This window comes from Gordonia prachuapensis (assembly GCF_036350515.1).
In the GTDB taxonomy this organism is placed as follows: domain Bacteria; phylum Actinomycetota; class Actinomycetes; order Mycobacteriales; family Mycobacteriaceae; genus Gordonia; species Gordonia prachuapensis.
In genome coordinates this window covers 122338-137098 of the sequence record NZ_JAZDUE010000013.1, presented here as the reverse complement: position 1 = coordinate 137098, position 14761 = coordinate 122338, and the positions used below count along the sequence as shown (strand labels likewise).

Below are 14761 nucleotides of genomic sequence, written 5' to 3'. Positions count from 1 at the left end.
TTCCACGAATCACAGAGAGACCGAGATGACCGAAACACAGTTCACCGACGTCCGCCGCGCCACACTCGCGGCGCTGGTCGACACGTTCGTCGCCGACGTTGCGCACGAAGGTGACGACCCGCACGGCTTCTTCACCACCACCGGAAGCTCGCTGGGCGCCCATCAGGCCGTCGAGCAGTACCTGACCGAGAAACTCCCGGCCGACCAGTTGGCCGGGCTGATGGAACTCATCGACACCTTCGTCCTCACCGGACTGAAGAACCAGCCTCTGCACATCCGCGAGACCCTGGTCGGCGTGGTGTCGCGGATCGCGCCCGAGGCGGCGGTCGGTATCGGCGCGGTGCGGCAGCTGGCGATCAATTTCTCCTACGCGATCGCTGATGCCGATGGTCACTCTCCGCTGCTCGACGGCATGGGTGTCCCCGGTGTCCCGCAGATCGCCAACCGTCGATCCGCGACCCTGACCACCCGGGAGACCGCGGCCGACGAAGTCATCGAGTGCGACGCCGTCGTCGTCGGATCGGGTTCGGGTGGAGGTGTCGCGGCGGCCGAACTCGCCACGGCGGGCAAGCGTGTCATCGTCCTCGAAGCCGGTGCGTATCACACCGAGGCCGATTTCGGGCTCACCGAACTCGTCGCCTACCAGCAACTCTGCCTCAACGGCGGTGTCTTCCAGACCGCCGACGGCATGGTCAACGTGGTCGCCGGCGGCGCCGTCGGTGGTGGTTCGACGCTCAACTGGTCGAACTCCGTTCCGCTGCCGGACCGGCTGCGCAAGCGCTGGGCGGACGAGTTCGGACTCACCGACGTCGCCACCGACGAGTTCGAGGAGCACGTCCAGGCCGTGATGACCCGGATCAAGGCCAACGACAAGGTCGCCTTCCAGAACGGCCCGCACACCAAGCTGTCGATCGGGGCCGAGGCACTCGGATGGTCGTACCGCCACGCCAATCTGAACGTGGACCCGGAGCTCTTCGACCCACAGCTGGCCGGGTTCAGCGGCTACGGTGACGCGACCGGCGCCAAGCAGGGCACGATGCGCACCTTCCTGCAAGACGCCAGCGACGCCGGCGCCCAGATGATCGTGCGTGCTCGCGCCCGCCGAGTGCTGGTCGAGAACGGCGCTGCCACAGGTGTTCTGGTCGACATCGTCGACGACGGCGGCCAGGTTCGCCACAGCGTCACCGTGGCCGCACCGACAGTCGTGGTCGCCGCGGGCAGCATGGAGTCACCTGCGCTGTTGCTGCGGTCGGGCATCGGTGGCCCCGCCGCCGGCACCCGCCTGCGACTGCACCCCGCCGGACTGGTCAGCGGGCTCTACGGTGATGAGGACCTCGCGCCGTTCACCGGCCCGGCGCAGGCCGGAATCATGAACGAGTTCGGCTCCGGCACAGGGGATGTCAACGCCTTCCTCATCGAGGGCGTCCAACAGTTCCCGGGACTGTATGCGTCGGTGACCCCATGGACGTCGGCCGCCGGACACAAAGAGCTCACCGCTCGATACCGATCGCGGGCCGATTGGGTGTTCATCATCGAGGACCAGGGAACCGGACGCATCAGCATCGACGACGACGGCCGCTCGGTGGCGACGTATCCGTTCGACGACGAGAGCGATCAGCGGACGTTCCACTCCGCGGCAGCTGCGTGCGTCCGCATGCACGTCGCGGCCGGCGCCGACACCATCTGGGTCGGTGGGCAACCCACTGCGCCGTGGCGCCGCGGCGACGACGTCGAGGAGTTCATCACGCAGCTGGACTCGCTGCCCATGGGCCCCGGTGGATTGGTCGCCTTCAGCGCTCATCAGATGGGCAGCGCCGCGCTGGGTGCCGACCCCGCGACGAGCGTCGCCGACATCCACGGTCAGGTGCACGACGCACGCGGCGTCTGGATCGCCGACGCGAGTGGCATGCCCACCTGCTCGTCGGTCAACCCGATGGTCACCACCATGACCCTCGCACGGCGCACGGCGCACGCGATCCTCGCCGACGAGAGCTGACCCCGGGTGGGGCGCGGTCACCCCGACCGCGCCCCGCCCTTCGGCCCGCCGACGGACGAGAGGACAGCACGACCGAGCCGATGGTGCAGTTCGAGCGCGAGGAACACCTGCAACCGCCGGGTCTCGATCGGCCGGCCCATCAACGCCTCGGCACGCGCCACCCGTTGCAGGATCGTGTTCCGGTGCGCGAACAGTTGTTCCGCCGCCCGCGGCGCGGATTCGCCGTGTTCGAGATAGACGCGCACCGTCTCGCGCAGCGGGTCCAGCGCCGGGTCGATATCGGCGAGGCCACCGAGCGCATCGCGAACGAACTCGGCGGCCCGTGGCATGTCCTGGGCGGCGAGTGCGGCGGGCATCAGTTCGTCGTAGGTCAGGACCCGCCCACCGGATGTCGACTCCTGGATCGCGAGCGATTGGACATCGACCGTGCGGTGGTGGACGCGGCGAAAGCCGTCGGGACCCGCAGCCGACGGCCCGATGAGCACGTCGACACCCGAGGCGACGTCGGAGGTCGCCGAGCGCCACCGGGCGTCGTCGACCTGGCTGTCGGCCGCCAGCCACATCCACAACTGCCCGGTCCCGGCCGGATGACTCACCCAGCGGACACCGAGCCGTCCGGCGATGTCGCCGGCCGTGCGCTCGAGTGCTTCCGAACCGGCTTCCGACGACCAGATCGCCACGAACGTATGGGGGCCGGACACCGGGTAACCGAGTCGCGCAGTAGCGATCGCCGGGTCCACCGGCGCGCCATCGAGAAGCAGACGGATCGTCTCCGCGCGCCGGGTCATCCCGCCCTGGTTGAGTTCATCTCGTTGGTGCTGAATCTCTGAGACCTCGAGGGCCAGTACATCATTGATGTAGCTGAACACGAGGTCGGCACTTCGCTGCAACACGTCGATCAATTCGACCCGGTCCTCGACGATGTCGGCGGCCACCGACATCCACCGGCGCCACAACGATTCCTGCCCGAACCGGTAGGCCTGGATGACCACGTCGAGGTCCACCCCGCGCCGAACCAGATTGCGCGCCTTGTCGACGGCCTCGGGCGGCACCTGCACCGGAACGGGACGGTCGGGCCGTACGGCCACCGAATGCAGGAAGTGCAGCAGGGTCAGCCGATTGGACGCGACGGTGTCGCGCGCGATGGCGGCGTCGTCGGCCAGGGCCGGCGCACCCTCCGCCACTGCCGTGTTCATCTCCTCGATCGCGGCGTCCGCGGTCGCGAGGATGCGGTCGGCGATGGCAGCGACGTAGTGCTCGGTCGTCGACGGAACCGACGTGCTCATGAACCGATGCTATGACCGCGATGTGCGGGCGCACAATCGGCGGCACCCGATGCGGTTGGTTGCACATCGTGTCGGGACGCCGCCGCGCCTAGTTTCAAGGTCGAGCATCCGATCACGACCTGCGTGACCGACCACGTCCACCGAGAGGATCCCGTCTTGGACACCGACGCCATTGCCACTCTGCCCGATCGGCGTGCGAGCGCCGAGCCCGACGGCCGGTGTCTTGCCGACAGCGAGACCACGTTGAGCAACGCCGACTTCGCCGACGCCGTGTCGCGGGCGGCGGGTCACTTCTCGGCCCTCGGGGTTCGGCGTGGCGATGTCGTGGCGGTGATGATGCCCAACCGCGTGGAACTCGTGGTGTCGATGTTCGCCGCATGGCGACTCGGTGCGGCATGCACCCCGATGAACCCGGCACTCACCTCCGACGAGGCTCTCTACCAGCTCACCGACTCCCACTCCGCGGTCGTCGTGGCCGATGAGGCGAGCGTAACGAAGCTCGGCGACGCCACAGCGACAGTGGTCCCGGTGGCGGATCTGGGAGCGACGTCCGGTGCTTCGACGGTCCACGGTGCCGACGCAGCTGACGTCGCGCTGCTCATCTACACGAGCGGCACCACCGGGCGGCCCAAGGGTGTCATCCTCGACCACGCCAACCTCACCGCCATGGCGTCGATGGTCATCGAATGGTTCGGCATGACATCTGCTGACCGTGCCCTCCTCATCCTGCCGCTGTTCCACATCAACGGGATCATGGCGAGCATCGTGTCGCCGCTGCTTGTCGGCGGCAGCTCGATGATCGCACCGCGGTTCGACCCGGCCGCGTTCTGGGGGATCGTCGCCGAGGAACAGCCCACCTTCACCTCTGGTGTTCCCACGATCTACGCCATGCTCGCCAACCTGCCCGCCGACGTCGTCGTCGAGGCGAACCCCCTGCGGTTCGTGGTCTGCGGTGCGGCCCCGATGCCGCCCGGGCTGATCTCGGCGTTCGAGGATCGCTACGGCGTTCCGGTCGTCGAGGGCTACGGGCTGTCGGAGACCTCCGCCGCCTGCACCATCAATCCCGTTGCGGGTGAACGACGGTCGGGCTCGGTCGGCCTGGCGTTGCCGGGCGTCGACATCCGCATCGTCGCCGAGGGGGTGGTGCGGTCCGTCGGAGAATCCGGCGAGGTCGAGGTCCACGGACCGAACGTGATGCGTGGGTACCTCGGCCGTCCGGAGGCGACCGCCGATGCGCTGCAGGACGGCTGGTTGCGAACCGGAGACGTCGGCAGACTGGACGAGGACGGATACCTGTATCTCGTCGACCGCGTGAAGGACATCATCATCCGCGGCGGAGAGAACATCTATCCGCAGGAAGTCGAGAACGTCATCCTGCGTCACCCCGCGGTGGCGGAGGCCGCGGTGGTCGGTCGGCCCGACGACACCTACGGCGAGCAGCCCGTCGCCGTCGTCGTGGCGACTCCGGGCGCCTCGCTGGATGCCGCGGAAATGGAGACGTTCTGCCGGTCACGACTGGCGCGCTACAAGGTGCCGCGGGAGATCCACGTGGTGGATGCGTTGCCGCGCAACAGTGTCGGAAAGGTCGTCAAGGGAACGGTGCGCGACATGATCGCCGAGGTGGTCCGCGCCTAGTGTCCCGCGCCGGCCGTTGCCACCGGCGGTGTCAGCGAAACGTCAGGGCCAGATGATCGAGCGCCGAGGCGACGTCGGCTGTCGGGCCCCGATACCCGAGGTAGCCGTCCGGCCGGACGATGAAGATCGACGAGCCGGCCGGAGCATAGCCGGCCGCGAACAGGCCGGCGCTGTCCCGGATCAACGGCAACGCGGTCGACCCGACCTGCGCCTCGGGTGAGGCGACGACGTAGACGCCCATCCGGTCCCGTCCCGCCTGACGTAGTCGGTCGGCGAGTTCCTCGAAGTCGACGACCTCCGCCGGACCGGCGTCGGGGTCCGCGTACAGCACCGCCGTGTGATCCCGCCGATCCAGCAGCGAATACAGGCGGATGTCGAAGCTGATCACCTCGCGGGTCAGGCCGCTCGCATCGGGCGCCCGCTCACCGGGCTGTGGCCCGCCAGAACCGTTCGGCGCGCCCACGATCGGGCTGTCCGCGTAGCTGATCAGTAGCTGCGCTTCGCGACGCATGACGTAGGAGGGATCCGACGAGTCGGCGCCGACGCCCTCCCGGGCGTTGCGTACCGTGCGGCCGACGACCTCTTCACCGACCGGTCTGCGTTCGGCGTCATACGTCGCGAGCAGATCGTCGGCGGCGAGGCCGTCGACCGCGAGCGCGAGCTTCCACGCCAGGTTGTGCGCGTCCTGGATGCCGGTGTTCATGCCCTGGGCGCCCGTCGGCGGATGAATGTGTGCGGCATCGCCGGCGACGAAAACCCGGCCCCGCGAATAGGAATCGACGATGCGGTGGCTGATACGGAAGACCGATGACCACCGGAGGTCGGAGACCGTGGCGGGCTCGGGGGCGAGTCGATCGACGACCGCCTGGATGTGTTCGAGACCGGGTTTGCGGGTGCCTTCGAAGCCGTGCGCGACACCGTCGCCCACCGGTGCCGACGATGCGGACGCCAGTTCGTCGGGCACCACCATCGACATCCGATACCGCTGGTGCCCCGGAAGCGGGATGCACACCAGCCCATCATCGGTGACGCCGTCGGTCTGATGCGTCGACCGGATGCTGTAGCCCCGCGGCGCTGACCAGTCCACCGCGACGTCGCCGAGCATGTACTGCTCCTCGAACGCGGCACCCTCGAACGTGAGGCCCAGTCCCTTGCGAACGGTGCTGTGCGCACCATCGCAGCCGACGAGATAGCCGCAGCGGATCGTCTCCTCACCCTGCGGGCCGTCGAGCGTGGCGGTCACCCCGTCGGCGTCGTGGTCGAAGCCGAGGAGTCGGGTGCCGCGGTCGACGGTGGTGCCGAGATCGTCGAGGCGCTCGGCGAGAATCCGTTCAGTCGCATACTGCGGGAGGCAATGAAACCGGAACGGGACATCGGCGGGCATCTCCAGATCGATGCGGGCGACCTCGGTGCTGTTGACGTACATGAGTTGACCGCGCATCTCGAGCCCCGCGTCCAGGACCTGACGCAGCACTCCCATGCCCTCGAAGATCTCGAGTGTCCGCGGCTGGATGCCGACGGCCTTCGCGTACTGGGGAGGCTCCACGAGTGGGTCCACGATCCGGATCCGCACACCGTGTCGTCGCAGTTCGATCGCGGCGGTGAGGCCGATGGGTCCGGCGCCCGCAATGAGTACATCGACGTCGTTCATCGTCACACCTCTCGGCAGGCCCTGGTGTACCTGTCGATTATCGCTGCGCAGGTCATGCGGCGTGTGGACTTCGTCAGACCGGCTCCGGTGGGGTCGTTCGACATCCGTCGGTGCTGCCTCCGGGAAGTGTCGGCAGACTTCGGTAGGGTCCTCCGGGTGAATGCGAGCCCAGCAGTGAAGTCCGTCAACGCACGCCTCGCCGAGGAGTTGTCGGTCGGGGAGGGGCAGGTCACCGCGGCCGTGCGCCTGCTCGACGACGGTTCGACCGTGCCGTTCATCGCGCGTTATCGCAAAGAGGTCACCGGCAGCCTCGACGACGCTCAGCTGCGTACCCTCGACGAGCGCCTGCGCTACTTGCGCGAACTCGACGAGCGCCGCGAGGCCGTCCTCGCATCGATCGACGAGCAGGGGAAACTCACCGACGAGCTGCGTGCGGCCCTGATGACCGCCGACACCAAGGCCCGCGTCGAGGACATCTACCTGCCGTACAAACCCAAACGCCGCACCAAGGCGCAGATCGCCCGCGAAGCCGGGCTCGAACCGCTCGCGGATCGGCTGCTCGCCGATCCGGGCCTCGTGCCCGACGAGGCGGCCGGGGAGTTCGTGAACGACCAAGTGTCCGATGTGACTGCCGCCCTCGACGGCGCGCGCCAGATCATCATCGAACGGGCCTCCGAGGACGCCGAACTGGTGGGGGCCATCCGCGAGAAGTTCTGGACGGACGGATCGGTCCGTACAGCCCCACGTTCGGAGGCCGCGGCGGCGTCGCCCGCCGCACAGAAGTTCCGCGACTACTTCGACTTCACCGAACCGTTGGACTCGATGCCGTCGCACCGGGTGCTCGCCGTGCTGCGCGGGGAGAAGGAGGAGGCGCTCACGCTGACCCTCGACGGCGGCGACGACGAGGCCTACGAGGCGATGGTCGCGGCCACACTCGGCATCGACGCCGCACATTCCGGTGCCGCGACTCCGTGGCTGGCCACCACCGCCCGGTGGGCGTGGCGCACCAAGCTGATGGTGTCGGCGTCGATCGAGGCGCGCGTCGCCCTCCGGCGGCGCGCCGAGGCCGACGCGGTCGCCGTGTTCGCGACCAACCTCAAGGACCTGTTGCTCGCGGCTCCGGCCGGGACCCGCCCCACCCTCGGTCTGGACCCCGGATTCCGCACCGGGGTGAAGGTCGCGGTGGTCGACGGCACCGGCAAGGTGCTCGACACGTGCGCCGTCTACCCGCACCAACCACAGAAGCAATGGGACCAGGCCAAGGCCACGCTGGGTGCTCTCATCACGCGCCACGACGTGGAACTGGTCGCCATCGGCAACGGTACGGCGTCACGCGAGACCGACGCGCTGGCAACGGAGTTGATCGGTGAGATCCGTGAGGCCGGCGCGCGGGCGCCCGCCAAGGCGGTCGTGAGCGAAGCCGGGGCGTCGGTGTACTCGGCCTCGGAATACGCGTCGAAGGAACTCCCGCAGCTCGACGTGTCGTTGCGCGGCGCCGTGTCCATCGCCCGGCGGCTCCAGGATCCGTTGGCCGAACTGGTGAAGATCGATCCCAAGTCCATCGGCGTCGGCCAGTACCAGCACGACGTCACCGCGGGGACTCTCGCCCGCAGTCTGGATGCCGTCGTCGAGGATGCGGTGAACGCGGTGGGCGTGGACCTGAACACGGCGTCGGTGCCGTTGCTGTCCCGGGTGTCGGGGGTGACCCCCGCGCTCGCCGCGGCGATCGTCGCCCACCGCGACAGCACCGGGCCGTTCCGTAGCCGTACCGGGCTTCTCGACGTACCCCGCCTGGGCCCGAAGGCCTTCGAGCAGTGCGCCGGATTCCTCCGGATACGTGGTGGCGACGACCCACTGGACGCCTCGGGCGTACACCCCGAGGCCTATCCGGTGGTGCGGCGGATCCTCGACCGGTCGGGATTGGCGATCACAGAGCTGATCGGTGACGCCACGTCCCTGCGGGGTCTGCGTCCGGCGGATTTCGCCGATGATCGCTTCGGTGTCCCGACCGTCACCGACATCCTCGCCGAACTCGAAAAGCCGGGCCGCGATCCGCGTCCCGCGTTCGAGACCGCGACCTTCGCGGCCGGGGTGGAGAAGGTGGCCGACCTGAAGCCGGGGATGATCCTCGAGGGTGTCGTGACGAATGTCGCCGCGTTCGGGGCCTTCGTCGACGTCGGTGTGCACCAGGACGGACTGGTCCACGTCTCGGCGATGTCGGACAAGTTCGTGTCCGATCCGCATGAGGTGGTCCGGTCGGGGCAGGTGGTCCGGGTCAAGGTGATCGATGTCGACGTCGACCGCAAGCGCATCGGACTGACCCTGCGACTCGATGACGAGCCGGGCGCCGACGCCAAGCGTTCGGCATCGAAGAAGAACGGGGACAAGCGAACCAGCCGCGCTCCGCGCGACGATTCGCGTGGCAACCGGTCGACCAAACGCGGCCGCCAGTCGGGCCAGGGCAGCCGAAGCCGGCCGAACGGTTCGATGGCGCAGGCGCTGCGCGACGCCGGCTTCGGGCGGTGACGGGTCCCGTTACCGCGGCACCCGGCTGAGATCGGAACGCAGCAGCATCACGTTGTAGTCGCTCCACCGTGACGCGTTGAAGTAGAGCTCGGGGGAGTCGCCCTGCAGTGCGGGGGAGTTCGGCAACATCATCGGGCCGTAGACGACGATGGTGTTGGGCACGACCAGGTATCGGGGTGCGCTCCACGGTCCTTCGGGTCGATCGGCGGTGCGCATCCGGATTCCGTTGTCGCCGTCGAGCATCACGTACTTGTCCAGATAGGGGCTCCACGCGACCGACAGCTCGGTGACCGGTTGCTGCACGACGCGCGACTCGACATCGGGCATCTCGGCCAGGCCGACCCAACCGAGCGCCTCGCCTCCCCAGTACTCGTAGCGGTCGAGGTCGAGGATGTCGGCCGGTCTGAAGCGGGCGAGGAACGCGGCCCCGAACCTGCCGTTGGGTGTGCCGAACTGGTAGACGTAGTCGCGCTGATCGGCCATGTCCGGCCGCCCGCGGACGTAGGCGTTCTGCTGGAACTTGCCGTTGTTGTACTCGACATCGGGCAGCGCCGCGGGCAGAGCCAGCGAGATCGGTGAGTTGATGCGGATGGTGTTCTGGTCGGTCTGCCACGTCTGGCCGTTGTCGTCGGAATGGGCGATCGCGGAGAAGTTGGTGATCCAGTTGCCGGCCGACCCCCAGGATCGCACCGACATGTAGTTGATGTACTGCCGGAATCCGTCGCCCCGTGGCAGCGACATCGCGGCGGTCGGGATCGTCGTCACCTCGATGGCGGAGATGCCCACCGAGGGAATGAGTTCCTGCGCGTAGTTCGGCTCGCCCGGAGCGATCACGGTGCCGGACGAGGGGTCGCCGACCACCCCGTCGGGTACCCGGATACCGTCGGCCAGACGGTCGTCATTCGTGCGCAGCAAGACGTTGTGCCGCCACTGCTGACCGAGGGCGTTGCAGTCTCCGAACGTGTCGCCGAATGCCATCAGCGTCTGTCCGCGCCCGTTGTCCCAGCTCACGCCGAGGTCGGTGCCGCTGATACCGAAGCGGCTGAACGTCCGGTTCGGGCTCAGCGGGCCGGTGACCCAGGCGACCGAGCGGGTGCTGACCCCGAAGTACGGTGGCAACGGTCCCTGCGGGCCGATGTTGGGGACTCCGGAACTGCCGAGTGAACCGGTCGAGCCCGTCGAACCGAGCGAACCGCTCGAACCCAGTGATCCGGTGTCGGGCACACTCGACCCGAATCCGCCGTTGCCGCAGGGCGCCGCCGCTGCCACGCCTGCACCGAGCGTCGTGCCGAGCACGCAGGCCGAGAGCCCGACGACACCGACAAGGGTGAGTCGGGCAGTACGCATGAGACGACCCCGCACGGTACCTCCGAAGTGGTGGTGTGACGCATGTGACTGGTGAGGTCATTGTGACTGATGGTTCGCGCGAACCGAAGTCGGCCGCGGTCACGATCTGGTCTCACCGGTCGCGGGTGAGCGGTGTCGTCAGCGGCCGATGACCGCGTCGCGCAAGGTCTCCAGGTCCCGTTGTACCGCCGCGCAGTCGGCGTCGAACTCGTCCTCGGAGAGGTCACGCTGACGGACGGTGAACACCACTTCGGCACCGTCAGGATGCGCGATCACCCGCAGCGGGTTGTCGACGACGGTGCCGTCCGGGAGGGTCACGGCGTGATCGAGTATCCCGAACGGGTTGGCAGGCGCGAATCGAACGCGGACCTCGCCCATCGGCGACTGGGTGATCAGGGAGTCGCCGTCGCGGGCAACGCCCGATGCCAGCCCCGCCGCCCATGCCGGGAGATTCTCTGGACCCGAGGCGTATTCGTACACCACGGACGGCGCCGCCGGGATCACCACAGATATATGTCGGCTGCGCATCTCACCCATCGCCCGAGGCTACCGTTCTCGAGCGAATGCCTGTGGGGCACGCGTTAGAGTTGACCTCATGCCGATCCTGAACAAGGACATGACGCTGTGCATCTCGCTCGCGGCCCGACCGTCGAACATCGGGACCCGATTCCACAACTACCTGTATGACGAGTTGGGGCTGAACTTCGTCTACAAGGCCTTCACCACCGACGACATCGAGGGTGCGATCCGGGGGGTGCGGGCACTGGGCATCCGGGGCTGCTCGGTGTCGATGCCGTTCAAGGAAGCTGTGATTCCGCTCGTCGATGAGATGGAGGAGTCCGCCTCGGCGATCGAATCGGTCAACACCATCGTGAACGACGACGGTCGGTTGACGGCATCCAACACCGACTACGAGGCGGTGGCGGCCCTGATCGCGACGCATGAGCTCGACAATGCAGCGTCGGTGGCGATCCGGGGCTCCGGGGGCATGGCCAAGGCGGTCGTCGCGGCTTTCCGCGGAGCCGGATTCGACGACGTTACGGTGATCGCCCGCAACGAGATGGCCGGGGCTGCACTGGCGGAGAAGTACGGCTACACCCACGTCACGGGCGATCCGGAACCCGGGACGTCGGTCCTGGTGAATGTGACGCCGCTGGGCATGCGAGGTGCCGATGAGGACGCGCTGTCGTTCGACGACGCGCAGGTCGATGCCGCCGAGGTCGTGTTCGACGTCGTCGCATTCCCGGCGGAGACGCCCCTGATCCGTGTGGGCCGCGAGATGGACAAACGGGTCATCACGGGTGCCGAGGTGATCGCGCTGCAGGCGGCCCGGCAGTTCGAGCGGTACACCGGCGTTGCGATCACCCCCGAGCAGGTGGCGCGGGCCTCCGAGTTCTCGAGGGACGTTCCCCCCGGCCCCTGAGCTCAGGAACCGGGCAGGTCACCCACGACCTGCGCCACGCGCTCCTCGATTCCCTCGATCCCTGCGAGATCTATGCCGAAACGACTTCCGAGCAGATCGAGAACCTCAGCAGCAGAAGCGAGTTCACGCTTCTCGCGGGTTCCGTCGGCGTGGTACACGGCAAGGTGTCGATTGTTGAGATTCCACCGCGTGTCGTCGACGATCAGGCAGACCATGAGCGCGTTGGGAAATGGTGCACTCGGATTCGTCGAGGCGAACCAACTCCCGACAACGCTGTCGACCGGGGGACGCGCACGTTCGGTGAACAGGTACAGCGGTTGCCACCGCCCTCCGACCTTGGACTCCATGACGTGGAAGAGCCCGTCGTCGGAGTGCGTGATCCGGAACGGTTCGAGGTCGGTGGTTTGCTCGGTTCCGATCTCGAAACGCAGTGGAGCCGTGGGTGTCTGGCCCCCGAACCCGACATCGACGAGCCAGCTGCCGTCGTGCCCGGGCACGCGAACCGAGAGGAGTTGATGGGTCTCCGCGGGTAGGGGACCGGGCTCCTTCATCCACACGACACGGCCGGCCAATTGGTCGACCGCAAACCCGAGGTCCAGCAGGACATGGCGGAACAAACCGTTGTGTTCGTAGCAGAAACCGCCGCGCCGCCGGGCGACCAACTTGTCGTGCAGACTCTCTCGATCGAGGTCGGCCACCGGGGTGCCGGTCAGCGGATCGAGGTTCTCGAACGGGATGTGCCGTACGTGTGCGGCAACGAGGCCGGTCAGTGTGTCGAGCGACGGAGTCGCCGGGCCGGTGTACCCGATCCGATCGAAGTATGCGGCGGTCATCGTCGATAGGTCGGCTTCGCTCGAGGTCATGTCCCCATCCTGGCATCGGGTAGTGCCGACGGTCCCATTACGTCGGCGCCGAGATCGGTCACCCGCCGCCGCAATTCGCGATCGGCAGTCACCACGGTCATCTGTCGACCTCGGTGTTCGGACACCAAGTCGACGATGCGATCATCTCCGGATCGTGGCGCCGGTTCGGTCGACACGGTCGGTGACGGTGCCACGTGTCGCGCCTGCCCTTCGACGACCATGACGACCTCGACCGGGCCCGGGATGCCCGGTAACCCGGTTTCGGCGAGTCCCACCAACCGGTCTCGGAGTCGTTCCGTGGCTCCGTGCCGGTCGCGCCACCATCCGTCGGGCTTCGATCCGACGACGTTGGCGGCGTCGACGATGATCAGCGGAGGTCGGGGCGTGGTCACACCGCCAATGTACGCACCACTCGGGTGCCATCGACAAAGCGCCACAGAGGGCCCCGGCCGGGGTGTGCCGGGGCCCCTCCCGCAGTGGGGTCGGTCGTCCTAGTGGAGCGCGACCCCGTGGCAGAAGCGGTTCTCGGGGTCGAGCGCCGCCTTGATGGCGACGAGTCGCCGGTGGTTGTCTTCGCTGAACGACGTCGCCGACCGCGCGGTTTTCTCGTCGAACTCGACGAAGTTCAGATACGCGGCCCCGGTCACGTAGGGCTCCAGGGCCTTGCGGGTGAGTCGCAAGGCGGACTCCACCGCCAGGCCGACGTGCGGATCGGGCACCATCGATGCCAGCTCGAGCAGGAAGGTGCCTTCGCGCCCGCGATCGTTGGGGGACGTCGCGGCCCCGCGCGCCACCGCACCGCCGGCGTGCCGGATTTCGGCGAACAGCACCAGCGGAAGGGTTCCCGGCTTGGGTCGGACGCGGTCGACCACGATGTCGATCGCAGCGTCGGGCAGCTCGTCGAGCCACTCGGTGGTGACCATCGCCGGTAGCGGATCGGTCGGGTCCATGCTGATCGCGTCGGCCGCTGCGAACGGCATCTCCGCCCACAGATCGACCTCCGGGGTCTTCCACTGCCGCCACTCGTCGATCACCCGGGCACCGTCGGCGACGTCTCCGGACCAGCAGCCGCGGACCAGTGTGAAGGTCTTGCCGCGGAAGGGTTCCGGGACGATGTCGAGCGGTGGGAAGTTCATCACCGTCACCGCCGACGTCAGATCCTCGGACTGCCGCGGCGCCCACTCGGCGAACCGCCGTAGCACCTCCGGCGCGTCCTCGGCCGAGTAGAACAGATTGCCGGCGTAGACGGTGCTGACGGGAAAGAGGTCGATCACGACATCGGTGATCACGCCGAGACTGCCACTGCCACCGCCGCGCAACGCCCAGAAGATGTCCGGATGACTCGTCGCGCTGACCCGGAGCGGGTTGCCGTCCGGCGTGACGATGTCGAAGGAGCGGACGGCGTCCGACGACAATCCGTACTTACGTCCCAGCCAGCCGAATCCGCCGCCGAGCGTGTATCCGACGACGCCGACGTCGGTGGTGGACCCGAGCAAGGGGGCCAGCCCGTGCGCCTGGGCCTGGGCGAGTACCGGCGCCCACTTGGCACCGGCCGCGACGGTGGCGGTGCGGGCTGCCGGGTCGACGCTGACGTCGGTCATCTTCGAGGTGTTGATCAGCAACGCGCCGTCGGCGGCCGAACCCGGACCGTGCCCGGTGGCCTGGATCGCAACCCGAAGCCCCTCGTCCGCGGCGAACCGGACCACCTCGATCACGTCGTGGCTGTTCGCGGGAACGGCGATCACGGCGGGACGGTGGTCGGCCAACAGGTTGAAACCGGTGCGGGCCTCGTCATACCCGTGGTCTCCGGGCCCGAGGACGTCGCCGGCGATGCGGTCGGCGAGTTCGGCGAGGACCGAGGTCTGCGGACGGACCTCGAGCCCTTCCGGGGAGTCGGGGTGGGTGGCCGGACGGGTGGTCTGAATGGTCATCGAGTGGTTCCAATCGCTGTGCGCCGAAGTCGTCGGCTGGTCGGGGTCCGGATGTCCCGGATGACACCAACTCTCGACGGCACCCCTTGAGAGGTACTTGGGA

11 protein-coding genes are annotated in these 14761 nt (G+C 68.0%); 4 read left to right on the top strand and 7 right to left on the bottom strand.

The features are described 5' to 3' along the window. The first annotated feature begins 25 nt into the window (after window positions 1–25). Window positions 26–1996: a GMC family oxidoreductase N-terminal domain-containing protein gene (locus V1Y59_RS16300; protein WP_330506000.1), complete on the top strand. Its 1971-nt coding sequence runs from the start codon at window positions 26–28 to the stop codon at window positions 1994–1996. A 17-nt stretch (window positions 1997–2013) separates the two neighbouring features. Here the strand turns inward: V1Y59_RS16300 and V1Y59_RS16295 are convergent, their stop codons facing one another. Next, a complete protein-coding gene (locus V1Y59_RS16295) occupies window positions 2014–3282 on the bottom strand; it encodes a PucR family transcriptional regulator (protein WP_330505999.1) in 1269 nt (422 codons plus the stop codon). Window positions 3283–3438: 156 nt separating this feature from the next. Between V1Y59_RS16295 and V1Y59_RS16290 the strand changes: the two genes are divergently transcribed. Next, entirely contained in the window at window positions 3439–4917 is a 1479-nt protein-coding gene (locus V1Y59_RS16290; RefSeq protein WP_330505998.1) for a class I adenylate-forming enzyme family protein, read from the top strand. A 31-nt stretch (window positions 4918–4948) separates the two neighbouring features. On the opposite strand, the gene V1Y59_RS16285 is transcribed toward V1Y59_RS16290, so the two are convergent. After that, the gene (locus V1Y59_RS16285) at window positions 4949–6568 is read right to left on the bottom strand and encodes an FAD-dependent monooxygenase (RefSeq protein WP_330505997.1); all 1620 of its coding nucleotides are present in this window, start codon (window positions 6566–6568) and stop codon (window positions 4949–4951) included. Between the two features lie 156 nt (window positions 6569–6724). On the opposite strand from V1Y59_RS16285, the gene V1Y59_RS16280 reads away from it, so the two are divergent. Then, the gene (locus V1Y59_RS16280; RefSeq protein WP_330505996.1) at window positions 6725–9094 is read left to right on the top strand and encodes a Tex family protein; all 2370 of its coding nucleotides are present in this window, start codon (window positions 6725–6727) and stop codon (window positions 9092–9094) included. A gap of 9 nt (window positions 9095–9103) precedes the next feature. On the opposite strand, the gene V1Y59_RS16275 is transcribed toward V1Y59_RS16280, so the two are convergent. Both V1Y59_RS16275 and V1Y59_RS16270 read right to left on the bottom strand, forming a co-directional pair. Next, on the bottom strand, window positions 9104–10441 hold the full coding sequence (locus tag V1Y59_RS16275) for a glycoside hydrolase family 183 protein (RefSeq protein ID WP_330437407.1): 1338 nt from the start codon (window positions 10439–10441) through the stop codon (window positions 9104–9106). A gap of 138 nt (window positions 10442–10579) precedes the next feature. Then, on the bottom strand, window positions 10580–10969 hold the full coding sequence (locus V1Y59_RS16270; protein WP_431309197.1) for an SRPBCC family protein: 390 nt from the start codon (window positions 10967–10969) through the stop codon (window positions 10580–10582). Window positions 10970–11036: 67 nt separating this feature from the next. On the opposite strand from V1Y59_RS16270, the gene V1Y59_RS16265 reads away from it, so the two are divergent. Beyond that, the gene (locus V1Y59_RS16265) at window positions 11037–11864 is read left to right on the top strand and encodes a shikimate 5-dehydrogenase (protein ID WP_330505994.1); all 828 of its coding nucleotides are present in this window, start codon (window positions 11037–11039) and stop codon (window positions 11862–11864) included. A 2-nt stretch (window positions 11865–11866) separates the two neighbouring features. Here the strand turns inward: V1Y59_RS16265 and V1Y59_RS16260 are convergent, their stop codons facing one another. The 3 genes from V1Y59_RS16260 to V1Y59_RS16250 all read right to left on the bottom strand — a co-directional run bounded on the left by V1Y59_RS16260 (window position 11867) and on the right by V1Y59_RS16250 (window position 14658). Beyond that, window positions 11867–12727: an arylamine N-acetyltransferase family protein gene (locus tag V1Y59_RS16260; protein ID WP_330505993.1), complete on the bottom strand. Its 861-nt coding sequence runs from the start codon at window positions 12725–12727 to the stop codon at window positions 11867–11869. Then, window positions 12724–13128 carry a PIN domain-containing protein gene (locus V1Y59_RS16255; protein ID WP_431309196.1) on the bottom strand — a complete coding sequence of 135 codons (405 nt, stop codon included), beginning with the start codon at window positions 13126–13128 and terminating at the stop codon, window positions 12724–12726. The genes V1Y59_RS16260 and V1Y59_RS16255 overlap by 4 nt, the downstream gene beginning before the upstream one ends. Before the next feature lie 90 nt (window positions 13129–13218). Continuing rightward, complete coding sequence (locus tag V1Y59_RS16250; RefSeq protein WP_330505991.1) at window positions 13219–14658, bottom strand: FAD-binding protein; 1440 nt, start codon at window positions 14656–14658, stop codon at window positions 13219–13221. Window positions 14659–14761 lie beyond the last annotated feature (103 nt).

Bases quoted from the DNA above. Each gene is read 5' to 3' on its own strand.
- V1Y59_RS16300 (WP_330506000.1), top strand. From the start codon at position 26: ATGACCGAAACACAGTTCACCGACGTCCGCCGCGCCACACTCGCGGCG.
- V1Y59_RS16295 (WP_330505999.1), bottom strand. From the start codon at position 3,282: ATGAGCACGTCGGTTCCGTCGACGACCGAGCACTACGTCGCTGCCATC.
- V1Y59_RS16285 (WP_330505997.1), bottom strand. From the start codon at position 6,568: ATGAACGACGTCGATGTACTCATTGCGGGCGCCGGACCCATCGGCCTC.
- V1Y59_RS16275 (WP_330437407.1), bottom strand. From the start codon at position 10,441: ATGCGTACTGCCCGACTCACCCTTGTCGGTGTCGTCGGGCTCTCGGCC.
- V1Y59_RS16270 (WP_431309197.1), bottom strand. From the start codon at position 10,969: ATGCGCAGCCGACATATATCTGTGGTGATCCCGGCGGCGCCGTCCGTG.
- V1Y59_RS16265 (WP_330505994.1), top strand. From the start codon at position 11,037: ATGCCGATCCTGAACAAGGACATGACGCTGTGCATCTCGCTCGCGGCC.
- V1Y59_RS16260 (WP_330505993.1), bottom strand. From the start codon at position 12,727: ATGACCTCGAGCGAAGCCGACCTATCGACGATGACCGCCGCATACTTC.
- V1Y59_RS16250 (WP_330505991.1), bottom strand. From the start codon at position 14,658: ATGACCATTCAGACCACCCGTCCGGCCACCCACCCCGACTCCCCGGAA.